The following is a 22,472-nucleotide window of genomic DNA, read 5'->3' as shown; positions in this document are numbered from 1 at the left end:
CCACGCTTACCGGAGATCCACATGGCCATCCTACGCACCTCCCGCTCCCGAATCGCGACCGCGGCGATCGTCACGCTCGCCGTCGTCGGCCTCGGCACGTTCGGCGCGATGCGCGTGAACGCGAACGCCCCCGAGAAAGCGGCGGCGCCGCTGCCCGAAGTCGACGTTGCGACCGTCGTGCCGCAGACCGTCACCGACTGGCAAAGCTATTCGGGCCGCCTCGAGGCGGTCGAGAAAGTCGACGTGCGCCCGCAGGTGTCGGGCACGATCGTCGCGGTGAACTTCAAGGACGGCGCGCTCGTGAAGAAGGGCGACGTGCTGTTCGTGATCGACCCGCGCCCGTACCAGGCGGAAGTCGACCGCGCGGCCGCGCAACTCGCGGCCGCGCAGGCGCGCAACGGCTATGCGCAGACCGACTGGCAGCGCGCGCAGCGGCTGATCGGCGACAACGCGATCGCGAAGCGCGACTACGACGAGAAGCAGAACGCGGCGCGCGAAGCGAACGCGAACCTGAAGGCCGCCGAAGCCGCGCTGGAAACGGCGCGCATCAACCTCGGCTATACGCGCATCACGGCGCCGGTATCGGGCCGCGTGTCGCGCGCGGAAATCACGCTCGGCAACGTCGTATCGGCCGGCGCATCGGCCGCGCCGCTGACGACGCTGGTGTCGGTGTCGCCGATCTACGCGTCGTTCGACGCGGACGAGCAGACCTATCTGCAATACATCAACGGCGCGCGCAGCGGCCGCAAGGTGCCGGTCGAGCTCGGCCTCGCGAACGAAACCGGCTACTCGCGCAGCGGCGAGATCGATTCGGTCGACAACCGGCTCGACACGTCGTCCGGCACGATCCGCGTGCGCGCACGCTTCGACAACGCGGACGGCACGCTCGTCCCGGGCCTCTACGCACGCGTGAAGGTGGGCGGCAGCGCGCCGCACGAGGCGCTGCTCGTCGACGACGCGGCGATCAACACCGACCAGGACAAGAAGTTCGTGTTCGTCGTCGATCAGCAGGGGCGCGTGTCGTACCGCGAAGTGCAGCCGGGGATGCAGCACGGCAACCGGCGCGTGATCGTGAGCGGCCTTGCCGCCGGCGATCGCGTGGTCGTGAACGGCACGCAGCGCGTGCGCCCCGGCGCGCAGGTGAAGCCGCACATGGTCCCGATGACGGGCGGCGACGAGCCGTCCGCGCCGCTCGCGGATAACGCGAAGCCGGCCGCACCGGCGAAGGCGGATTCGTAAGCGGCGCGCCGCTTCGCATCCGCGTTCAACCAGACAGAGCAACCCATGAACATTTCCAAATTCTTTATCGACCGGCCGATCTTCGCAGGAGTCCTATCGGTGATCATCCTGCTCGGCGGGGTGATCGCGATGTTCCTGCTGCCGATTTCGGAATATCCGGAAGTCGTGCCGCCTTCCGTGATCGTGAAGGCGCAGTACCCGGGCGCGAACCCGAAAGTGATCGCCGAGACGGTCGCGTCGCCGCTGGAAGAACAGATCAACGGCGTCGAGGACATGCTCTACATGCAGTCGCAGGCGAACAGCGACGGCAACATGACGATCACCGTCACGTTCAAGCTCGGCACCGATCCGGACAAGGCCACGCAGCTCGTGCAGAACCGCGTGAACCAGGCGCTGCCGCGTTTGCCGGAAGACGTGCAGCGGCTCGGCATCACGACGGTGAAGAGCTCGCCGACGCTGACGATGGTGGTCCACCTGATCTCGCCGGACAACCGCTACGACATGACCTACCTGCGCAACTACGCGCTGATCAACGTGAAGGATCGCCTGTCGCGGATCCAGGGCGTCGGCCAGGTGCAGCTGTGGGGTTCGGGCGACTACGCGATGCGCGTGTGGCTCGATCCGCAGAAGGTCGCGCAGCGCGGGCTGTCGGCCGAGGACGTCGTGCAGTCGATCCGCGAGCAGAACGTGCAGGTCGCGGCCGGCGTGATCGGCGCATCGCCGTCGCTGCCCGGCACGCCGCTGCAGCTGTCGGTGAACGCGCGCGGCCGTCTGCAGACGGAAGACGAATTCGGCGACATCGTCGTGAAGACGACGCCGGACGGCGGCGTCACGCACCTGCGCGACATCGCGCGGATCGGGCTCGACGCATCCGAATACGGGCTGCGCTCGCTGCTCGACAACAAGCCGGCCGTCGCGATGGCGATCAACCAGTCGCCAGGCGCGAACTCGCTGCAGATCTCGGACGAAGTACGCAAGACGATGGCCGAGCTGAAGCAGGACATGCCGGCGGGCGTCGACTACAAGATCGTCTATGACCCGACGCAGTTCGTGCGCTCGTCGATCAAAGCCGTCGTGCACACGCTGCTCGAAGCGATCGCGCTGGTCGTGATCGTCGTGATCGTGTTCCTGCAGACCTGGCGCGCGTCGCTGATCCCGCTGATCGCGGTGCCGGTGTCGATCATCGGCACGTTCTCGCTGCTGCTCGCGTTCGGGTATTCGATCAACGCGTTGTCGCTGTTCGGGATGGTGCTCGCGATCGGGATCGTGGTCGACGATGCGATCGTCGTCGTCGAGAACGTCGAGCGCAACATCGAAGGCGGGATGAACGCGCGGCAGGCGACCTACAAGGCGATGCAGGAAGTGAGCGGGCCGATCATCGCGATCGCGCTGACGCTGGTCGCCGTGTTCGTGCCGCTCGCGTTCATGTCGGGCCTGACCGGCCAGTTCTACAAGCAGTTCGCGATGACCATCGCGATCTCGACGGTGATCTCGGCGTTCAACTCGCTGACGCTGTCGCCGGCGCTGTCCGCGATCCTGCTGAAGGGGCACGGCGACAAGGAGGACTGGCTCACGCGCGTGATGAACCGCGTGCTCGGCGGCTTCTTCCGCGGCTTCAACAAGGTGTTCCATCGCGGCGCGGAGAACTACGGCCGCGGCGTGCGCGGCGTGCTGTCGCGCAAGACGCTGATGCTCGGCGTGTACCTCGTGCTGGTGGGCGCGACCGTGCTCGTGTCGAAGGTCGTGCCGGGCGGCTTCGTGCCCGCGCAGGACAAGGAATACCTGATCGCGTTCGCGCAGCTGCCGAACGGTGCATCGCTCGACCGCACCGAGAAGGTGATCCGCGACATGGGCTCGATCGCGCTGAAGCAGCCGGGCGTCGAGAGCGCGGTCGCGTTCCCGGGGTTGTCGGTGAACGGCTTCACGAACAGCTCGAGCGCGGGCATCGTGTTCGTCACGCTGAAGCCGTTCTCGGAACGGCACGGCAAGGCGCTGTCGGCCGGCGCGATCGCCGGGGCGCTGAACCAGAAGTACAGCGCGATGAAGGATTCGTTCGTCGCGGTGTTCCCGCCGCCGCCGGTGCTCGGCCTCGGTACGCTCGGCGGGTTCAAGATGCAGATCGAGGATCGCGGCGCGGTCGGTTACGCGAAGCTGTCGGATGCGACCAACGACTTCATCAAGCGCGCGCAGCAGGCGCCCGAACTTGGCCCGCTGTTCACGAGCTACCAGATCAACGTGCCGCAGCTCAACGTCGATCTCGACCGCGTGAAGGCGAAGCAGCTCGGCGTGCCGGTGACCGACGTGTTCAACACGATGCAGGTGTATCTCGGTTCGCTGTACGTGAACGACTTCAACCGCTTCGGTCGCGTGTACCAGGTGCGTGTGCAGGCCGATGCGCCGTTCCGCCAGCGCGCGGACGACATCCTGCAACTGAAGACGCGCAACGACAAGGGCGAGATGGTGCCGCTGTCGTCGCTCGTCACGGTGACGCCGACGTTCGGCCCGGAAATGGTCGTGCGCTACAACGGCTACACGGCGGCCGACATCAACGGCGGCCCGGCGCCCGGCTTCTCGTCGGGGCAGGCACAGGCCGCGGTCGAGCGCATCGCGCACGAGACGCTGCCGCGCGGCGTGCGGTTCGAATGGACCGACCTCACGTACCAGCAGATCCTCGCGGGCGATTCGGCGATGTATGTGTTCCCGATCAGCGTGCTGCTCGTGTTCCTCGTGCTCGCCGCGCTGTATGAAAGCCTGACGCTGCCGCTCGCGGTGATCCTGATCGTGCCGATGAGCATTCTGTCGGCGCTGACGGGCGTGTGGCTCACGCAGGGCGACAACAACATCTTCACGCAGATCGGCCTGATGGTGCTGGTGGGGCTGTCCGCGAAGAACGCGATCCTGATCGTCGAATTCGCGCGCGAGCTCGAACACGACGGCAGGACGCCGCTCGAGGCCGCGATCGAGGCGAGCCGGCTGCGGCTGCGCCCGATCCTGATGACGTCGATCGCCTTCATCATGGGCGTGGTGCCGCTCGTCACGTCGACCGGCGCCGGTTCGGAAATGCGCCATGCGATGGGTGTCGCGGTGTTCTTCGGGATGCTCGGCGTGACGCTGTTCGGGCTGATGCTGACGCCGGTGTTCTACGTCGTGCTGCGTACGCTCGCGGGCGGCAAGATCCACGTCGCCGGCAAGGATTCGACGGGGTACGGCGTGCCGGCGCCCGATGCTTGAGGACCAGAAAATGAATAACTTGCACAACACGAACGGCCTGATGCGCTTCGCGAAGGTGGCGGCCGCGAGCACCCTGCTCGCGACGCTGCTCGCCGCGTGCGCGGTGGGCCCCGACTACAAGCGTCCGGACGCGGCGGCGCCGGCCGCGTTCAAGGAAGCGCCGACCCTCGCCGCGGGCGAGCAGGCCGGCACGTGGAAGACGGCCGAGCCGTCGGACAACGAACATCGCGGCGAATGGTGGAAGGTGTTCGGCGACCCGGTGCTCGATTCGCTCGAGACGCAGGCGCTCGCCGCGAACCAGAACCTGAAGGCCGCGGCCGCGCGGGTCGAGGAAGCGCGTGCGGCGACCCGTTCCGCGCGCTCGCAATGGTTCCCGCAGATCGGCGCCGGGTTCGGGCCGACGCGCGAAGGGCTGTCGTCGGCGTCGCAGTTCCAGCCGCAGGGCACCGGCCCGACCAACGCGACGCTGTGGCGCGCGCAGGGCACGGTGTCGTACGAAGCCGACCTGTTCGGCCGCGTCGGCCGCAACGTCGAGGCGTCGCGCGCCGACCAGGCGCAGAGCGAAGCACTGTTCCGCTCGGTGCAGCTCGCGCTGCAGGCCGACGTCGCGCAGAACTACTTCGAACTGCGCCAGCTCGATTCCGATCAGGATCTGTACCGCCGCACGGTGGAGTTGCGCGAGCAGGCCCTGAAGCTCGTGCAGCGTCGCTTCAACGAAGGCGACATCAGCGAGCTCGACGTGTCGCGCGCGAAGAACGAGTTGGCGAGTGCGCAGGCCGATGCGGTCGGCGTCGCGCGTCGGCGTGCCGCGTCTGAGCATGCGCTGGCCATTCTGCTCGGCAAGGCGCCGGCGGATTTCGCGTTCAAGGAAACGCCGATCGTGCCGGTCGCGGTGAAGATTCCGCCGGGCCTGCCGTCCGCGCTGCTCGAACGGCGTCCGGACGTGTCGGCGGCCGAGCGCGCGATGGCGGCCGCGAACGCGCGGATCGGGCTCGCGAAGTCGGCGTACTTCCCGAAGCTCGATATCACCGGGGCGTTCGGGTATGAAGCATCGACGCTCGGCAACCTGTTCCTGTGGTCGAGCCGCACGTTCCTGCTCGGGCCGTTCGCCGGCACCGCGCTGACGTTGCCGCTGTTCGACGGCGGACGGCGGGCTGCCGGTGTGCAGCAGGCGCGCGCGCAGTACGACGAGCAGGTCGCGAACTACCGGCAGCAGGTGCTCGTCGCGTTCCGCGAGGTCGAGGACAATCTTGCGGACCTGCGTCTGCTCGATGATCAGATCCGCGCGCAGGATGCGGCCGTCAACGCGTCGCGTCGGGCGGCGACGTTGTCGCGTACGCAGTATCAGGAAGGCGAAGTGGCCTATCTCGACGTGATCGACAGCGAGCGGTCGGTGCTGCAGTCGCAATTGCAGGCGAACCAGCTGACCGGCGCGCAGGCCGTATCGACGGTCAACCTGATCCGGGCGCTGGGCGGCGGGTGGGGGCCGGCGCCGGCGCCGGCTGCGGTTGGCGACGCGGCGACCGGCAAGGCGGAGGTGGCTGCGCGCTGAGCGTGAGCGGCGGGCGATTCGGGCAATTCGTTGCCCGGCCGTCGGCCGCGAATCGAAGAACCCCGGCATGCAGGCTCAGGCCTGCGTGACCGGGGTTTTTTCATAGTGCGTCGAGCTGATATCGCAACTAACGGTCAAACTCGCCCGGCACCGGCGGGCGGAGCGTGCGGCCGTGTCCCGCCGCACGCCCGATCAAGCTAGGTGGCCTTCAGCCCGCAGCGCCCGCACCAGTTCGCCGGCCGCCTTGCCGAGCCCCGAGTGCTTCGGCCGGCGCAGATACACGGGCAGCGGCAGCCCGTTGCGGATGTTCGCGAACACGAGCGGTGCGAGCGCGGCGACATGCCGGCCGATCAGCGATTCGGGAAAATTCGCCCAGCCATGCCCGGCCTTCACGAGCGCGATCGCGGTCGCCATGTCGGTCACCTTCCACGTGCGGTTGCCGATCACCGGGCGCACGTCGGTGAGCGGTCGCCCGGGATCGGCGATCACGATCTGCCGGAACCCCGACAGTCGCTCGATTGCCTCCGGATGCGCGGCTTCGGCAATCGCCGGATGATCGGGCGCGGCGACCGCGATCAGCGTCTCGGTCCACAGCGCGTGAATCTGTTCCTGCGGATGAAGATCGAGCCCGCCGTACGCGACGCAAAGATCGACGGCGCCGCGATGCAGCGCATCGACGATCGCATCCTGCGGCGCGATGACGACGCTGACCGCGAGCGCCGGATATTTCGCGGCGACGGCGGTCAGCGCGCGCGCAATCGGCGCGCCGTCGATTTCGGCCGCGAGCCCGAGCCGAAGCGTGTCCTCGACACCGTCCGACAAGTGCTGCGCATGCGCACGCAGCGCATGCAGCCGTTCGGCGATCGCGCGCGCGTCGGGCAGCAGCGCGGCCATCGCGGCGGTCGGCGTCGGCTCGCGCGAGCCGCGATCGAACAGCACGAGGTCGAGTTCGGCCTCGAGGTTCGCGATCGCCATGCTGACCGCCGACGGCGTGCGGCCGAGCGCACGCGCGGCCGCCGAGAACGAGCCTTTGTCGATGACGGCCAGCAGCATGTCGATGTGATCGCTGGTCAGCATGGTCCGCCGCCTCCTGTCAGAAAAATTGAAAGGACCTGACTTTTGCGGACGCAGTGCCCGCTGTAGTCTCGCCACCTTGTTCGATATGAAGGTGGCCGGTCATGCAAGGATGGAAGAGACGCATAGTCTACGTCGTGATGTTCGAGGTGCTCGGCATCCTCGTCGCATCGTCGGTGCTCGGCATGCTGAGCGGCGCGAGTGCGGCGACGAGCGGGCTGCTCGGCGTGATGATCTCGACGACGGGCGTCACCGTCAATTTTCTGTACAACCTCGGGTTCGAGGCGTGGGAGCGGCGGCGCACCGAAACGACGCGCACTGTCGGGCGACGTGTCGTGCATGCGATCGGGTTTCAGGTCGCGCTCGTGACGTTCCTGATTCCGTTGATCGCGTGGTGGCTCGACGTGTCGTTATGGCAGGCGTTCCTGTACGACGCGGTGCTGATCGTGTTCTTCCCGATCTTCACGTTCACGTACAACTGGGCGTTCGACAGCGTGTTCGGGTTGCCGGATGCGGTGACGCGCAAGGCAGCGTCGGCTGCGTGATGCAGACGGATGCGAAACGATGCGGACTGCCCACGCCGTTTCGCTTCTGCAAGAGGGAGGAAGACGGGGCGGCGCGTATGCCGCCCGCTCGCGTTACGCGGCGACGAACTCGTGCACGTAACGGTTGAACACCGCGGGGCTCGCCGCATTCATCCCGTGCGATGCGCCGGCAACCGTCTGCCGTTGCGCATGGCCGATCCACTGCGACAACGTGTCGACGTTGTGGCGGAACATCTTCGGGCTGCGCTGGCCGTCGATCAGCAGCGTGCGGCATGCGATATCGCCGGCCGTGTGCTGCGAATACGCGGGCAGCGGGTCACGCAGCTGCTTCGGCAGCGTGCTCGCATTGTCGATCGCCATCGTGCGGAAGCGCGACGTGCTTTTCTTCCACGCGCCGGGCAGGCTCACGGAATCGACGAACATCTCGAGGCCGGCTTCGACTTCGCCTTGATCGATCAGGTTCACGGCCTTCGTGCGCAGTGCGATCGCGGTGGCCGGCATCGCGGCTTCGCGCACGCCCGGCTGCTGGAGCGGGCCGCCCGGATCGGCGAGCGTCAGCGATTCGACGAGGTGCGGATGCTGGCGCGCAACGTTGAACGCGACGCTGCCGCCGCGCGAATGGCCGACCAGATGCACGGGGCCGAGATCGAGCGCGTCGATGAATTCGGCGAGTTCGTCGACGTGGTTCTGCCAGCTGAACTCGTCCTGGATGCCCGCTTCGACGGCCGGCCAGTAGTGGCTCAGGCTCGGCGCGATGCAGCGGTAATGGGCCGACAGCGCCGCGAGTTGCGGATCCCAGTAGCGGTAGTCGCACAGCGAGCCGTGCACGAACACCATCGGCGCACCGCCGCCCCGCTCGACATACGGCAGGCTGATGCCTGACGAAAGCGTCGCAAATTGCAGGTCGGGGTTCGCGAGCACGGACGGCTCGATTCGCATGTTCATGACTGAAAGACTCAAGGGTGCGTCAACACGACGCAACTATGCATCACGGCGACCTGCAAGGAAAACGCATAATTTTCATCGTCACGATCAATTTTATTGATGACTGCGCCGGAAACCCCTGTCGCAGCGTGGTCATGCATCGAAACCTTCAATCATCTGACGATTGATTGCTGCACCGAAAGGGGCGTGCGGCGGCCTGCGCGCACGCGCCTTTGCATTGAGAAAGGGAGGGTGGCGCGTCAGCGCACCGTCAACGCCGGCACGCGCTGAAGCTCGACCGGCAAATCATTATCGGCCGCGAACTGCATCGCGAACTCGAACGCATCCGCACACACGGCGCGCAATTCGTCGGACACGAACAGGCATTTGACGCCTCCATCGACGACCGGCATCGCGAGCCGCGACAGCGCGCACGGATAGCCGGGCCGCCGTTCGCCGACGAACAGCGTGATGACGCCCGCGAGCCGCTCGGGCCAGTCGCTCGGGCGGAAGGTTTTCTGCGCGCGCGTGACGCCGCGGATCAGGTGGCCGGCGATGCGGCCGTGCTCGGTGATGTCGATGCGATCCATGCTGTTGTGCGTGTCCTCGTGCGCGTCATTCGCCGCCGTCGGCCGCCGCGTCGCCGCGCGCGGGAATCCGCAGGTTGCGCAGCTTGTGATAGAGCGTTTTCTTCGGCATGCCGAGCGCCTCGCTCGCGTCCGCGACGTTGCCGTTGTGACGCCGCAGCATGTCCTCGATCAGCATCCGCTCGAAATACGCGAGCTGCTCCGCGAGCGTGCTGCCGGCCGTCGGCGTGCCGCCGGACGACAGCAGGCTGTCGCCGGTCAGCCCGAGCACGAAGCGGTCGGCCACGTTCTGCAGCTCGCGCACGTTGCCGGGCCACGCGTGCGTCATCAGTTCGGACACCTGCGCGGCGGTGACGACCGGCGCCGGCTGCCCGAAGCGCCGCGCGGCCGCGAGCACGAAATGCTCGAACAGCAGCGGCACGTCCTCGCGCCGTTCGCGCAGCGGCGGCAGCTCGATCTGCGCGACGTTGAGGCGATACAGCAAGTCCGCACGGAAACGCCCGTCGGCCGCGAGTTCGGCGAGATCGGCCTTCGACGCGGCCACCACGCGGCAGTCGACCGGAATCAGGTCGTTCGCGCCGAGCCGCTCGACCACGCGCTCCTGCAGCACGCGCAGCATCTTGATCTGCAGCGCGATCGGCATCGTCTCGATCTCGTCGAGGAACAGCGTGCCGCCATCGGCCCATTCGATCTTGCCGATGCGCTTCTTGATCGCGCCGGTAAACGCGCCGGCCTCGTGGCCGAACAGCTCGCTCTCGAACACCTGCTCGGGCAGGCCGCCGCAATTCAGCGCGACGAAGTGCGCGTCGCGCCGGCCGCCGAAGTCGTGCAGGCTGCGCGCGATCAGCTCCTTGCCGGTGCCCGTCTCGCCGGTGATCAGCACCGACACCGACGTATCGGCGAGGCGCAGGATCTTCTTGCGCACGTCGGCCATCGCGGGCGACTTGCCGAGCACGAACGCCTCGATGCCCTGCCAGTTGTTCAACGCGGCGCGCAAGCCTTGGACCTCGAGCGTCAGCCGGCGCTTCTCGATTGCGCGCGCGACGCGGCCGGCGATCACGTCCGACGAAAACGGTTTCTCGATGAAGTCGTACGCGCCGACCTGCATCGCGCCGACGGCCGTCGAGATGTCCGCATGGCCGCTGATCAGCACGACCGGAATCTGCGCATCGATGGCCATCACGCGGTCGAGCAGCTGCAGCCCGTCGATGCCCGGCATTCGCACGTCCGACACGATCACCACCGGCGCGCCGGGCGCGACGTGCGCGAGCGCGTCGGCGGCCGACGCGAACGCGTCGACCGGGAACCCGGCGAGCGCGACGGCCTGCTCGACGCCGATCCGGACGTTCTCGTCGTCCTCGACGACCAGCACGCGAATCTCATCTTCCATGCTCTGTCCTTTGTTGCGGCGTCGCCGCCGCGAATTCGATGGTGAACTGCGCGCCGCCTTCGTCGCGGTTCGTCGCGGCGATCTTCGCGCCGAACGCCTCGACGATGCGCGACGTGATCGCGAGGCCCAGCCCGAGGCCCTGGCCGCGCGGTTTGGTCGTGACGAATGGCTCGAACAGGTGCGGCAGCACGTCGGGCGCGATGCCGGCGCCGCTGTCGGCCACCGTGAAGCGCACGCGGCCATCCTCGTCCGGGCCGGCCGCGTCGATGACGATGCGGCGCACCGGCGCGTCGTGCACCGCGTCGAGCGCGTTGCCGAGCAGGTTCACGATCACCTGCTGCAACTGGCTCGATTCGGCCGAGACCGTCGTGCCGGGCGCGATGTTCACGTCGAGCCGCACGCCTTCGTCGCGAATCCGCGCATCGTAGATGAGCCGCGCATGCGCGACGGCCTCGTTCAGCGACACCGCGACGCGCTCGACGTCGGGCTTGCGCGCGAAGGTCTTCAGTTCGCCGGTGAGCACGGCCATGCCGTCGACCAGCTTGCCGACCCGTTCGAGATTCGCGAGCGCCGGCGCCGGCTGGCCGCGTTCGAAGAATGTGCGCGCGTTGTCGCACAGCGTGCGGATCGCGACGAGCGGCTGGTTCAGCTCGTGCGTGAGGCCGGCGGCCATCTGCCCGAGCACCGCGAGCTTGCCCGCGTGCACGACTTCCTGCTGCGAATCGCGCAGCCGCTGCTCGGTGCGCTCGCGTTCGTCGATCTCGCGCTGCATCCGCTCGTTGGCGGCCGTCAGCGCGGCCGTGCGCTGCGCGACGGTCAGTTCGAGCCGGTCGTTCGCGCGACGCAGCGCGTCCTGCGCGCTCAGCCGCGCGAGGATCGCCCGGCGGCGCTGGATCGCATAGCCGACCAGCAGCGCGACGATCAGGAACGCGCCGGTGACGAACACGAAAGCCGTCTGCTGCTGGCGCCGCGCGCCCGCGATGTCGAGCAGCACCATCAACGAATCGCCGCCCTGCGGCGCGGGGCGCGACATCACGAGATAGCGCGTGGTGCGGCCGGCGTGGCGCGGATCGGGGAAGGTGCCGAACCACGCGGCCGAGCTGCGGTCGCCGATGCGGCGATAGGGCAGCGCGTCGACGGTGCGGCCCGCGTACTGGCGCGACGCCTGGATGTCGCGCTGCTGCTGCGCGGTGATCGGGCGCAGCGCGGCGAATTTCCACGCGGGCTCGGTCGAGATCACGACCACGCCGTTGCTGTCGACGACCAGCGCGGCGACGCCCGGCGCACGCCACGCCGATTCGAGCGGGTCGACGCTGATCTTCACGGCGGCCACGCCGATCGGCGCGCCGTCGCTGCGCACCGCGCTCGCGAAGTAGACGCCCGGCACGCCGGTGTTGGTGCCGATGCCGAAGAAGCGGCCGCTGCCGCGCGCGAGCGCGTCCTTGAAGTACGGCCGGTACGACACGTTGGTGCCGACGAAGCTGATCGTCTCGTTCCAGTTGCTCGCGGCTATCACGTCGCCTTGCAGATCGATCACGTCGACCGCGCCGCTGCCCGCGTCGCGATTCACGGCTTCGAGGTAGGTGTTCACCGCATGCACGAGCGCGGGTGCGTCGTTCGGCGCGGCTTTCAGCATCGCGCGCACGCCGTCCTGCCGCGCGACCAGGCCGGGCAGGATCTCGAAGCGGCCGAGCTCGCTTTTCAGGCTCGACGCGTACAGGTCGAGCCGGTGCGCGCCGGCTTCCTCGAGCGCGTCGATCGCGCGTTCCCATGCGAAATCGACGGCCGCGCCGGCCACGCCGACGTACAGCACCGCGGCCGATGCCCAGCCCCACCACGGGATTCCCTTGAAGCTTTTCTGCACGTTCGCCCTCATCGAAGCCGCTACCGGCCGTCCGCCACCGGCCGTCCGCAACCGGCCGTCCGCCACCGGCCGTCCGCAACCGGCCGTCCGCTACCGGCCGTCCGCTACCGGCCGTCCGCTACCGGCCGTCCCAATCGCCCGCCCGGAACGACGCGCGCCGCGCGCCGGCTCAAGGCCGGCGGCGGCGCGTGCGAGGCAGCCGGCGCGACGGTGCGCGCGGCCGCGCGTTATCCGAAGTGCGCGACCAGGATCAGCGTCACCGTGACGACGATCGCGCCGCCGATGCGGGTGGCGATCTGCGCGAACGGCATCAACTGCATCCGGTTCGCGGCGGTCAGGATCGCGACGTCGCCGGTGCCGCCTTGCCCGCTGTGGCAGGCGTTCACGATTGCGGTGTCGATAGGGTACATCTTCAGCAGGCGGCCGACCACGAAACCGGTGCCCATCAGCGTCGCGACGGTCGACACGATCGTGACCACGTTGACGATCGTGAACGCGGCGGTCAGCTTGTCCCACGGCGTCATCGCGACGCCGATCGCGAACAGCAGCGGATACGTGACGGCGGTCGAGAAGAACTTGTAGACGACGAACGCGCCTTCCTGCAGCGGCGGCGACACCGCGCGCGCGAGCTTCACCAGCACCGCGAGGAACAGCATCGCGACCGGCGCGGGCAGGCCGAACAGCTTGTGCGCCATCAGGCCGACGAGGTACAGCGTGATCGCGGTGATGCCGGCGCCCGCGATGTGCGTGACGTCGACGTGGCCGCGGATCTCTTCGCTTTGCGGCGCCATGTCGCCGCTTTCGCCGACTTGCAGGCGGCCGTTGCCGGTCAGATGCGGCAGGCGCTTGCCGAGCATGTCGAGCGCACCCGACAGGATGATCGCGGTCAGGCTGCCGAGCATCACCGGCGGCAGCACCATCGCGAACATCTCGCCCTGCGGCAGGTGCATCAGTTCCGAATAGCCGATCGACAGCGGAATCGCGCCTTCGCCGACGCCGCCCGCCATGATCGGCACGACGATGTACAGCAGCGTGTGGCGCGCGCCGAGGCCGAGCGCGGTGCCGACCGCCGTGCCGACGATCGCGGCCGCGACCGAGCCGGCCGCGAGCGGAATGAAGATCTTCACGAAGCCCTGGATCAGCACGCGGCGATCCATGCTCAGGATGCTGCCGACGATGATCGACGCGATGAACAGGTACAGGAAGTTGGTCGATTTCGTGAATTCGACCGTCAGATTCAGCACCGGCTTCGGCAGCACGTGGTAGTACGTGAGCGCCGACGGCACGAAGGTCGCGAAGATCGCGGCCGCGCCGATGTTGCGCAAGAGCGGCAGGCGCTTGCCGAGTTCCGCGCAGGTGAAGCCGAAGAACGCGAGCACGGCGATCGCCATCGAGATTTCGCCGGGCACCTTGCCCGTCACCGCGAAGCCGACGATCAGCCCGAACAGGATCACGTAGACCGGCAGCGGAATGATGCCGATGCGAATCTCCATCAGCTTCCACCAGCCTTCCGGCCAGAAGCGTTCGCGCGTGGCGGGACCGGCTGCCGCAGTCGGCTCGGGATGGGACGGGGTATGGATAGAGGTCTGCAAGACGTGTCTCCTGATGTTTGGAATGCCTGCATTGCTTCGCGGCATCGTGTGCCGTCTATTACGCAACCCCCATGCCAGAATTCCGAAGCGCCGGAATATTTTTAGTCCATTGATTCATAAGGGATTTATTTCGTCTGCGGAAAGAGTTTTCCGTAAGGGCTGGCCGAGATTTCGGAATTCCCGCGGCGGCGAGGCCGAGATTTCGGCCTGACGGCGGCCCGGGCGCCCGGCCCTGCCAGCCGCCCGCCGTACCGCCCGCCATATCGCCGCGCGCGATTTTCTTCGCACAATCGCTTCGTAGACCGCCTTCCCGCCGCTCTCTATCATCGGCTGATCTTTTTCCGACGTGACGACGACTGTCCGGAGAACGCCCGCGCGTTCGCCGCGGCTTCGCTCATCCGTCGATACCGTCTTTGGACAGGAGAGTGGTTCCCATGCTGCATCCCGTGTTTTCCGCCCGCTTTTCCGCCGGCCGTGTGGCCCGCCTGGCCCGCCTGCTGACGGCCGCGCTGCTCGGCGTCGTGCTGCTGAACGGCGCGCGCGCCGACACCGCGCCGCTGAAGGTCGGCATCTCGACCAGCCCGCAGATCGAGGCGCTGAAGATCGCCGCGAAGGAGGCGAAGGAGCAGGGCCTCGACGTGAAGATCGTCGAATTCACCGACTGGAATACGCCGAACGCGGCGCTCGCGAACAAGGACATCGACGTCAACTACTTCCAGCACGTCCCGTTTCTCGAGAACGCGAAGAAGCAGGGCGGCTACAACTTCATCTCGATCGCGCCCGGCACGATCATGAAGATCGGCCTCTATTCGAAGAAGGTGAAAAGCTTTGCCGAGCTGAAGGATGGCGCGCGCGTCGCGATCGCGAACGATCCGGTCAACGGCGGGCGCGGGCTGTTGCTGCTGCAGCGCGCGGGGCTCATCACGCTGAAGCCGGGCGCCGACTACCGCGCGACGACGCACGACATCGTCGCCAATCCGAAGCACCTGAAGATCATCCCGCTCGAAGCGTCGCAACTCGCGCGTTCGCTCGACGACGTCGACCTCGCGCAGGGCTACCCGAGCTTCATCAAGCTCGCCGGCACGGCCGACCCGAACAGCGCGCTGCTGTTCGACGGCACCGAGAACAAGAACTTCGCGATCCAGTGGGTCGTGCGGCCCGAGAGCGCGAACGATCCGCGCATCCGCAAGTTCATCTCGATCTACCAGCACTCGCCGGCGGTGCGCAAAGCGCTCGACAACGCGTTCGGCTCGCTGTACGCGATCGCGTGGTGACGGAGGCGGCATGACGACGGCGAACCGCAAGAAGATCCTGCTCAACGCGTTCAACATGAACTGCGTCGGGCACATCAACCACGGGCTGTGGACGCATCCGCGCGACCGCTCCGCGCATTACACCGATCTCGACTACTGGGCCGATCTCGCGAAGACGCTCGAACGCGGCAAGTTCGACGGGATCTTTCTCGCGGACATCGTCGGCGTGTACGACGTGTTCGGCGGCGGCCCCGACGCCGCGCTGCGCGAATCGGTGCAGGTGCCCGTCAACGATCCGCTGCTGCTCGTGCCCGCGATGGCGCAGGTCACGCGGCATCTCGGCTTCGGCGTGACCGCGAACCTGACCTACGAGCCGCCGTACCTGTTCGCGCGCCGCATGTCGACGCTCGATCATCTGACGAAAGGGCGCGTGGGCTGGAACATCGTCACCGGCTACCTCGACAGCGCCGCGCGCGGGATGGGCCTCGCGCAGCAGATCGGCCACGACGATCGCTACGAGCGCGCCGACGACTACATGGACGTCGTCTACAAGCTGTGGGAACAGAGCTGGGACGACGACGCGGTGATCCGCGACGCACAGGCGCGCGTGTTCGCGCAGCCGGGCAAGGTGCGGCGCGTGAAGCACGACGGGCCGTTCTATTCGATCGATGCGATCCATCTGAGCGAACCGTCGCTGCAACGCACGCCGGTGCTGTACCAGGCCGGCTCGTCCGCGCGCGGCGTCGAGTTCGCGGGCCGTCACGCGGAATGCGTGTTCGTGAACGGGCAGAGCAAGGCCGCGGCGCGCGCGGCGGCCCTCGACATCCGCGCGGCGGCCGCGCGGCAGGGGCGCGACCCGGCGTCGATCAAGATCTTCGCCGGCGTGAGCGTCGTGACGGCCGAGACCGAATTGCTCGCCCGCGAGAAGTTCGACGAGTACCGGCGCTACGCAAGCCCTGAAGCCGGCCTCGCGCATTTCGCGAGCTCGACCGGCATCGATTTCGCGAAGTACGGCCTCGACGAGCCGATCTCGTACGTGAAGACCGATTCGATCCAGTCGGCCGTCGATGCGATCTCGCGCAAGAGCACGACCGGCACGTGGACCGTGCGCCGGATGCTCGAACAGATGTCGCTCGGCGGCCGCTATGCGCCGATCGTCGGTTCGCCGTCGCAGGTCGCGGACGAACTGCAGGCGTGGATCGACGAGACCGGTATCGACGGCTTCAACCTGACGCGCACCGTGATGCCCGAGTCGTTCGAGGATTTCGTCGACTGGGTCGTGCCCGAGCTGCAGAACCGCGGCGTCTACAAGGAAGACTACGATCCCGCGTCGACGCTGCGCGAGAAGCTGTTCGGCGCCGGCCCGCGCCTGCCCGCCTGGCACACCGGCGCGCAGCACCGGCCGGCGGCCGCAGCCGAACCCGAACCCGCGCATCCCGCGCATGCCTGAACGTGACGGAGCGAAGCGATGACGCAATTGTTCGATACGCTGGGTTTCATCGAGGCATCGGCCGTGCGCGCCGGCGCGGGCGTCGGTGCGACCGCGCATGACGAAACGGCCGTGCCGGCCGACGGCGCGGCCGTGTCGCTGGAGCAGGTCGGCAAGGTGTTCGCGACGCCGCGCGGCCAGGCCGCCGCGCTGCGCGACGTGACGCTCGACGTGCGGCGCGGCGAGGTGTTCGGCATCATCGGCCGCAGCGGCGCCGGCAAGTCGACGCTGCTGCGCCTCCTGAACGGCCTCGAACGGCCGAGCTCGGGCCGCGTGCGCGTGCAGGGCGTCGACGTCGGCGCGCTCGACGAGGATGGCCTCGTCGCGTTGCGGCGCCGCACCGGCATGGTGTTCCAGCATTTCAACCTGCTGTCCGCGAAGACGGTGTTCGAGAACGTCGCGCTGCCGCTGAAGATCGCCGGCGTGCCGAAGGCCGAGCGCGTGCGCAAGGTCGACGCGCTGCTCGACCTCGTCGGGCTCGCCGCGAAGCGCGACGCGTACCCGGCGAGCCTGTCGGGCGGGCAGAAGCAGCGCGTCGGCATCGCGCGGGCGCTCGTGCACGATCCGGAGGTGCTGCTGTGCGACGAAGCGACGTCGGCGCTCGATCCGGAAACCACGCAATCGATCCTCGCGCTGCTCGCGGACATCAACCGTCGTCTCGGGCTGACGATCGTGCTGATCACGCACGAGATGGAGGTGATCCGCGCGGTATGCGACACGGTCGCGGTGATCGAACAGGGCGAAGTCGTCGAAACGGGCCCGGTGTGGCGCGTGTTCGGCGATCCGCGCCATGGCGCGACGCGCGCGCTGCTGAGCACGCTGCAGCACGACCTGCCGGCCGAACTGGCCGCGCGCGTGCGGCCGCTGCCCGAGCAGGCCGCGCTGCCCGACGGCGCGCAGATCGTGCTCGACGTCCGCTATACGGGCGAAAGCGGCGGCGAGCCGGACGTCGGCGCGCTCGCGGCGGCGCTCGGCGGCTCCGTGCGGTTCCTGCACGGCGGCATCGAAAGCATCCAGGGACACGCGCAGGGGCGGCTCGTGATCGCCGCGACACCGCGTGCGGATGACGCCGGCCCGTCGGCCGCGCGCGGCGGCGCGGTCGCCGCGCTGCTCGAACGTGCGCGCCGTCATGCGAATCATGCGGAGGTGCTCGGCTATGTTTGAGCTCTGGTGGCCCGAACTGCTCGACGCGATCCGCGACACGCTGTCGATGGTCGCCGCGTCGGCCGCGATCGCCGCGCTGATCGGCATCCCGCTCGCGGTGATCCTCGTGACCACCGCGCCCGGCGGCATCTACGCGCGGCGCGGCGCGAACGCGGTGCTCGGCGCGCTCGTCAACGTGTTCCGCTCGACGCCGTTCATCATCCTGCTGGTCGCGCTGCTGCCGTTCACGCGCATCCTGATCGGCACGACGATCGGCGTGTGGGCGGCCGTCGTGCCGCTGTCGATCGCCGCGATCCCGTTCTTCGCGCGGATCGCCGAAGTGAGCCTGCGCGAAGTCGATCGCGGGCTGATCGAGGCCGCGCTCGCGATGGGCGCGAAGCGCCGCCACATCGTGTGGTACGTGCTGCTGCCCGAAGCGCTGCCCGGCATGCTCGGTGGCTTCACGATCACCGTCGTCGCGCTGATCGGTTCGACCGCGATGGCGGGCGCCGTCGGTGCGGGCGGCCTTGGCGATCTCGCGATCCGCTACGGCTATCAACGTTTCGACACCACCGTCATGGCGACCGTGATCGTGATCCTGATCGCGCTCGTCTCGGCCGTGCAAATCACGGGCGACCGCCTGGTCCGACGCGTGACCCGGCGAACCTGAGCGACGCCACAAGCGTCCGCTCGCTTTATTCCTGATCCTGAGAGAAAAACCATGACCTTGCCCATCGGCGCGCCGCGCGAATGGAACGGACAATTCGAGGAAGCGCTGTTTCTGCAGGTGGCGCGACGCCATCGCCCGGACTTCCCCGACAAGGTGGCGACGCCGCCGCGCGAGCCGCGCAACGGCGACGAGCTGGCTGCCGTCGCGGACTACTACACGAAGATGGCGTCGCACGACCTGTTCATCGTGCAGGTCGTCGCGAAGGCGATCGACACGCTGTTCCGCGACGATCCGCATTTCCAGTTGATCTTGTCGCGCCAATTGGGCGACGACGGCGCGCACGCGGTGATTGGCCGTGAGCGCGTGACCGAACTCACGGGGCGCGACCCGCTGCCGGAAGTCGACCGCCTCGTCGCCGCGCACTGGGCGCGCATCGGCGATATCGCGGTGCGCGACGCCGCGGGCTTTCTCGCGTTCGAATGGCATTACGAGCTGCACATCCTCGCGAAGCTGTGGATCCAGCGCAAGACCGGCCGCATCGGCGACAGCGCGATGCGCGAGCACGGCGAGAACCGGATTCGCCCGGACGAGGAATGGCATCGCGTGCAGATCGTCCAGTGGTGGTTCGACACGCTGCAGGCGCTGCCGGTGGCCGAGCGCGACGCGCTGATCGATCGCGTGATCGCGGCCGACGAGGAAACCCAGGCGCGGCTCGACGGCTATCTGCACGACGAATACGCGCATACCGCACTGGTGTTCGGCGCGGATATCGCCGACTATCGTGCGATCTACGACGACTGGCGGCGCGAGATCCTGTCGCGGCTGACCGGCCGCCGGCTTGGCGCCCTCGTCCCGCTGTCGGGCGAAACCGTTGAACAGGAAGCTGTCGCATGAACGATCCACGCGGCCCGGCGACGCTGGCGCCGGATACCGATACACCGGCCGTCGACCGCGCCGCGCTGGCACGCGCGATCGATGCGCTGCGCGTGAGCGCCGCCGAGCGCGACCGCGCCGGCGGTCATGCGGCGCAGGAGAAGCAGTGGCTCGCCGACGCGGGCCTGCTGACGCTCGCGGTGCCGCGTGCGTTCGGCGGGCAGGAAGCGGCGTGGCCCGCGATCTACGACGTGATCCGGCAGGTCGCGCGGGTCGACAGCGCGATCGCGCATCTGGTCGGCTTCCAGTGCCTGCAGGTAGTGAGCGTCGACGTGTGGGGCAGCGCCGCGCAGCGCGAGCGCTACCTGCGCGGCACGGTCGACGGGCGCTGGTGGTGGGGCAACGCGGTCAATCCGCTCGATACGCGGCTCGTCGCCACGGCGACGCCCGACGGCGGCTACCGGCTCGACGGCGTGAAGGGCTTCTGTTCCGGCACGCGCGGCTCGCAGCGGATGACGGTGTCCGCGCACGATCCGGCGATCGGCCGCACCGTGTTCGGCGTGGTGCCGACCGATCGGGCCGGCATCACGGTCAACGAAGACTGGGATCCGGTCGGCCAGCGTCAGACCGATAGCGGCAGCGTGCGCTTCGACGGCGTGACGCTCGCGCCGGACGACGTGCTGCACCGCTCCGAGACTGCGCCGACGCCGCGCGCGACGCTGCGCACGCTCGTGTCGCAGCTCGTGCTGACGAACCTGTTCGTCGGCCTCGCGGAAGGCGCGCTGGCCGAGGCGCGCGACTACGTGCGGCAGCATGGCCGCCCCTGGATTCACTCGGGCGTCGAGCGGGCCGAGGACGATCCGTACACGCTGCAGCGCTTCGGCGACATGCGCGTGCGCGCGGTTGCGGCGGCGGCGCTGGCCGATCGCGCGGCCCACGCGTTGCAGCACGCGTGGGCGCGGCAGGATGCGCTGACGGCGGACGAACGCGCCGAAGTCGCGCTCGCGGTATCGGAAGCGAAGATCGTCGCGCAGCGCGCGGCGCTCGACAACGGCGAGGCGCTGTTCGACGCATGCGGCGCGCGCGCGACGGCTGCGTCGCTCGGCCTCGACCGCTTCTGGCGGAATGCGCGCACGCATACGCTGCACGATCCGCTCGACTATCGGCTGCGGGACGTGGGCCGGTTCGCGCTGACCGCGGCGTTGCCGCAGGCGTCGCTCTATACGTGAAGGCGGCCCGCCCCCTGCGCCGTGGCGCCGATGGCGGGCCGCCCGACGTCAGGAGCAGCGCCCTGACGCGTCGCTGTCGCAAGCCGATTACCAGCGGTAGCCGACGCCCGCCCCCGCGCCGAACGAGCCGTGCCCCGACACCGCTGTCGTGACCGAGCCCTTGACGAGCCATTTCGCCGTCGCGACGGACAAGCCGACCGCCATCGCGCTTTGACCGCCGTACGTGCCGCCGCCGAGCGCGACGACCTTCTCGCCCGGCAGCACGGCTTGCGGCAGGTTCGCCATGGCGATCGCGCTCGCCGTGCCCGCATTCGCGTCCTTGCGGTACTTCGACATTTCCTCGCGCACGGAGTTGATCGCACCGTTCAACTGGCGCACGTTCACGCCGTCCGTCGGTGCGGTGCCGTCCGCCACGTTGGTCAACTGGCGCTCGGCCCCGGGCGAGCCGATCGACACCGTGTTGTCCCGATCGGCAACCGAATTCGCGCCCAGCGCCACAGCATTGTTCGCGGTGGCCCGGCTGTTCGTGCCGATCGCGGTCGAATCCGTGCCGGACACGTTCGAGCCCGTGCCGATCGCCGTTCCGTTCGCCGTCGTGACTTTCGAATTCGTGCCAATGGCCGTTCCGTTCGTTGCGGTGACCGTGGAGTTGACGCCGACAGCCGTACCGTTGTCGCCCGAGACGTTCGAGCCGTTGCCGACCGCGGTGCCGTTCGTCGCGGTGACCGACGTATTCGTGCCGATCGCGGTGTCGGTCGGGTTCGTCACCGTGCCGCCCGGGACGCTCGACGAGATCTTGCCGACGGTCGTCGTGAGATTGGCCAGGTCCGCCGTCAGCGTCGACACCTGATTGGCGATCGAGAAGAGCTGCGAGCCGTTCACCGCATCGGTGCTGGTCGCGCTGATGGCGCCAGCCGCGACGTTGACGATCTGACGCTCGGCACCCGCGCTGCCGACGCTGACCACACCGACCGGCGTGCCCGCGAAGCCGCTGTAGGTCACGCCGTTGAGCGCCACGCTGTTGACGGTCGTATAGGCGCGCGTGGTCGCGTTCGAGCCCAGCGCGACGGCGTTCGCGTCGGCGGCGTTCGCCCCCTCGCCGATGGCGACCGCGTTCACGGCGGAGGCCGTCGCACGGGCAATGGCGACGCTGCCGGTCGCGGATGCCGAGCTGTCGACACCGAGCGCGACCGCATCGGCCGCACCGGCATTGGCCTGGAAGCCGAGAGCCGTACCGCCTGCTGCAATGCTGCCCTTGCCGACGGCCGTCGAGAACGTCGCGGTGGCGCTCGCGTTTTGCCCGACGGCTATCGACTGATCGACTGCGAATGCACCCTGGCCGAAGGCGGACGCCGTGCCGCCGGTCGCGATCGCGCCGTTACCGACCGCCGTTGCCTGGCCGCCGACTGCGCTCGAAGCCGTTCCGATCGCCGTCGCCTGGTCGCCGGTCGCCACGGCGTTTCCACCGACGGCCGTCGCGAACGTACCGGTCGCGGCCGCCATGCGGCCGATCGCGACGGTCTCGCTATAGGCGCCGGTCGACGAGCCCGAATTCGCGACGGCCGCCGTGCCGATCGCGATGTTGTCGCAGCCGGTTGCCGCGGCCGGATACGTGCTGCTGCCCGAAATGGCGATGTTGCCGACGCAGCCCGCGGCCGTTTCGGTCGACGTGCCGTTCTGCACATAGTCGGCTCGCGCGGGCGCGGAAGCGGCGAAGGCTGCCACGGCTGCGCTGACCGTGACGGCAAGCGCGACCTTCGATTTGCGCGGTGCGCGTTGTACGGAATTTCCCAACCCTTGATGATGCGTGTTCATTT

General features: G+C 68.5%; 17 protein-coding genes. 10 read left to right on the top strand and 7 right to left on the bottom strand.

Annotation, left to right across the window (positions count from 1 at the left end; all coding sequences use genetic code 11):
- Positions 1-21: 21 nt before the first annotated feature.
- Genes ceoA through opcM form a run of 3 tightly spaced genes read left to right on the top strand, consistent with a single transcriptional unit; the run spans position 22 to position 6,022 of the window.
- Positions 22-1,239, top strand: coding sequence for a multidrug efflux RND transporter periplasmic adaptor subunit CeoA (gene ceoA / locus GJG85_RS23800; RefSeq protein ID WP_050017333.1), 1,218 nt, complete (start codon positions 22-24; stop codon positions 1,237-1,239).
- Positions 1,240-1,284: 45 nt separating this feature from the next.
- Positions 1,285-4,470, top strand: a complete 3,186-nt coding sequence (gene ceoB / locus GJG85_RS23795; RefSeq protein ID WP_050017332.1) for a multidrug efflux RND transporter permease subunit CeoB — start codon at positions 1,285-1,287, stop codon at positions 4,468-4,470.
- Between the two features lie 10 nt (positions 4,471-4,480).
- Complete coding sequence (gene opcM, locus GJG85_RS23790) at positions 4,481-6,022, top strand: multidrug efflux transporter outer membrane subunit OpcM (RefSeq protein ID WP_124555320.1); 1,542 nt, start codon at positions 4,481-4,483, stop codon at positions 6,020-6,022.
- Positions 6,023-6,214: 192 nt separating this feature from the next.
- Here opcM and GJG85_RS23785 read toward each other — a convergent pair whose 3' ends face one another.
- On the bottom strand, positions 6,215-7,099 hold the full coding sequence (locus GJG85_RS23785; RefSeq protein WP_204383905.1) for a LysR family transcriptional regulator: 885 nt from the start codon (positions 7,097-7,099) through the stop codon (positions 6,215-6,217).
- A gap of 101 nt (positions 7,100-7,200) precedes the next feature.
- On the opposite strand from GJG85_RS23785, the gene GJG85_RS23780 reads away from it, so the two are divergent.
- Positions 7,201-7,641: a PACE efflux transporter gene (locus tag GJG85_RS23780; RefSeq protein WP_027790477.1), complete on the top strand. Its 441-nt coding sequence runs from the start codon at positions 7,201-7,203 to the stop codon at positions 7,639-7,641.
- A 93-nt stretch (positions 7,642-7,734) separates the two neighbouring features.
- Here the strand turns inward: GJG85_RS23780 and GJG85_RS23775 are convergent, their stop codons facing one another.
- From GJG85_RS23775 to GJG85_RS23755, 5 genes are all read right to left on the bottom strand, one after another.
- Positions 7,735-8,586 carry an alpha/beta hydrolase gene (locus tag GJG85_RS23775; protein WP_050017329.1) on the bottom strand — a complete coding sequence of 284 codons (852 nt, stop codon included), beginning with the start codon at positions 8,584-8,586 and terminating at the stop codon, positions 7,735-7,737.
- Positions 8,587-8,825: 239 nt separating this feature from the next.
- Complete coding sequence (locus GJG85_RS23770; protein WP_050017328.1) at positions 8,826-9,155, bottom strand: DUF3579 domain-containing protein; 330 nt, start codon at positions 9,153-9,155, stop codon at positions 8,826-8,828.
- 25 nt (positions 9,156-9,180) lie between these two features.
- A complete protein-coding gene (locus tag GJG85_RS23765) occupies positions 9,181-10,542 on the bottom strand; it encodes a sigma-54 dependent transcriptional regulator (RefSeq protein ID WP_050017327.1) in 1,362 nt (453 codons plus the stop codon).
- A complete protein-coding gene (locus GJG85_RS23760; protein ID WP_050017326.1) occupies positions 10,532-12,418 on the bottom strand; it encodes an ATP-binding protein in 1,887 nt (628 codons plus the stop codon). Before GJG85_RS23760 ends, GJG85_RS23765 begins: the two co-directional genes overlap by 11 nt.
- Before the next feature lie 215 nt (positions 12,419-12,633).
- Positions 12,634-13,998, bottom strand: coding sequence for a 2-hydroxycarboxylate transporter family protein (locus GJG85_RS23755; protein ID WP_204383904.1), 1,365 nt, complete (start codon positions 13,996-13,998; stop codon positions 12,634-12,636).
- A 434-nt stretch (positions 13,999-14,432) separates the two neighbouring features.
- On the opposite strand from GJG85_RS23755, the gene GJG85_RS23750 reads away from it, so the two are divergent.
- From GJG85_RS23750 to GJG85_RS23725, 6 genes are read left to right on the top strand one after another with little or no spacing between them, the layout of a single operon-like run.
- Positions 14,433-15,272, top strand: coding sequence for a MetQ/NlpA family ABC transporter substrate-binding protein (locus GJG85_RS23750; protein ID WP_204383903.1), 840 nt, complete (start codon positions 14,433-14,435; stop codon positions 15,270-15,272).
- Positions 15,273-15,282: 10 nt separating this feature from the next.
- A complete protein-coding gene (locus GJG85_RS23745) occupies positions 15,283-16,701 on the top strand; it encodes an LLM class flavin-dependent oxidoreductase (RefSeq protein ID WP_050017323.1) in 1,419 nt (472 codons plus the stop codon).
- A gap of 18 nt (positions 16,702-16,719) precedes the next feature.
- A complete protein-coding gene (locus GJG85_RS23740) occupies positions 16,720-17,904 on the top strand; it encodes an ATP-binding cassette domain-containing protein (protein ID WP_050017322.1) in 1,185 nt (394 codons plus the stop codon).
- Complete coding sequence (locus GJG85_RS23735) at positions 17,897-18,553, top strand: methionine ABC transporter permease (RefSeq protein ID WP_124654716.1); 657 nt, start codon at positions 17,897-17,899, stop codon at positions 18,551-18,553. The genes GJG85_RS23740 and GJG85_RS23735 overlap by 8 nt, the downstream gene beginning before the upstream one ends.
- A gap of 51 nt (positions 18,554-18,604) precedes the next feature.
- Complete coding sequence (locus GJG85_RS23730; RefSeq protein ID WP_124631293.1) at positions 18,605-19,447, top strand: hypothetical protein; 843 nt, start codon at positions 18,605-18,607, stop codon at positions 19,445-19,447.
- Positions 19,444-20,655: an acyl-CoA dehydrogenase family protein gene (locus GJG85_RS23725; protein WP_204383901.1), complete on the top strand. Its 1,212-nt coding sequence runs from the start codon at positions 19,444-19,446 to the stop codon at positions 20,653-20,655. Before GJG85_RS23730 ends, GJG85_RS23725 begins: the two co-directional genes overlap by 4 nt.
- Positions 20,656-20,742: 87 nt before the next feature.
- On the opposite strand, the gene GJG85_RS23720 is transcribed toward GJG85_RS23725, so the two are convergent.
- Positions 20,743-22,470: a YadA family autotransporter adhesin gene (locus GJG85_RS23720; protein ID WP_050017318.1), complete on the bottom strand. Its 1,728-nt coding sequence runs from the start codon at positions 22,468-22,470 to the stop codon at positions 20,743-20,745.
- Positions 22,471-22,472: the final 2 nt, after the last annotated feature.

Origin of the sequence: Burkholderia sp. MS389 (assembly GCF_016899425.1) — a bacterium.
In the GTDB taxonomy this organism is placed as follows: Bacteria; Pseudomonadota; Gammaproteobacteria; order Burkholderiales; family Burkholderiaceae; genus Burkholderia; species Burkholderia sola.
The sequence above is the reverse complement of the archived record's forward strand: the minus strand, read 5'-3'. Positions and strand labels throughout refer to the sequence as shown.

Excerpts from the sequence above, each read along its gene's own strand:
- ceoB (WP_050017332.1), top strand. The coding sequence starts at position 1,285 with ATGAACATTTCCAAATTCTTTATCGACCGGCCGATCTTCGCAGGAGTC.
- GJG85_RS23750 (WP_204383903.1), top strand. The coding sequence starts at position 14,433 with ATGCTGCATCCCGTGTTTTCCGCCCGCTTTTCCGCCGGCCGTGTGGCC.
- GJG85_RS23760 (WP_050017326.1), bottom strand. The coding sequence starts at position 12,418 with ATGAGGGCGAACGTGCAGAAAAGCTTCAAGGGAATCCCGTGGTGGGGC.
- GJG85_RS23770 (WP_050017328.1), bottom strand. The coding sequence starts at position 9,155 with ATGGATCGCATCGACATCACCGAGCACGGCCGCATCGCCGGCCACCTG.
- ceoA (WP_050017333.1), top strand. The coding sequence starts at position 22 with ATGGCCATCCTACGCACCTCCCGCTCCCGAATCGCGACCGCGGCGATC.
- GJG85_RS23740 (WP_050017322.1), top strand. The coding sequence starts at position 16,720 with ATGACGCAATTGTTCGATACGCTGGGTTTCATCGAGGCATCGGCCGTG.
- GJG85_RS23735 (WP_124654716.1), top strand. The coding sequence starts at position 17,897 with ATGTTTGAGCTCTGGTGGCCCGAACTGCTCGACGCGATCCGCGACACG.
- GJG85_RS23730 (WP_124631293.1), top strand. The coding sequence starts at position 18,605 with ATGACCTTGCCCATCGGCGCGCCGCGCGAATGGAACGGACAATTCGAG.
- GJG85_RS23745 (WP_050017323.1), top strand. The coding sequence starts at position 15,283 with ATGACGACGGCGAACCGCAAGAAGATCCTGCTCAACGCGTTCAACATG.
- GJG85_RS23725 (WP_204383901.1), top strand. The coding sequence starts at position 19,444 with ATGAACGATCCACGCGGCCCGGCGACGCTGGCGCCGGATACCGATACA.
- GJG85_RS23775 (WP_050017329.1), bottom strand. The coding sequence starts at position 8,586 with ATGAACATGCGAATCGAGCCGTCCGTGCTCGCGAACCCCGACCTGCAA.
- GJG85_RS23785 (WP_204383905.1), bottom strand. The coding sequence starts at position 7,099 with ATGCTGACCAGCGATCACATCGACATGCTGCTGGCCGTCATCGACAAA.
- GJG85_RS23720 (WP_050017318.1), bottom strand. The coding sequence starts at position 22,470 with ATGAACACGCATCATCAAGGGTTGGGAAATTCCGTACAACGCGCACCG.
- GJG85_RS23780 (WP_027790477.1), top strand. The coding sequence starts at position 7,201 with ATGCAAGGATGGAAGAGACGCATAGTCTACGTCGTGATGTTCGAGGTG.
- opcM (WP_124555320.1), top strand. The coding sequence starts at position 4,481 with ATGAATAACTTGCACAACACGAACGGCCTGATGCGCTTCGCGAAGGTG.
- GJG85_RS23765 (WP_050017327.1), bottom strand. The coding sequence starts at position 10,542 with ATGGAAGATGAGATTCGCGTGCTGGTCGTCGAGGACGACGAGAACGTC.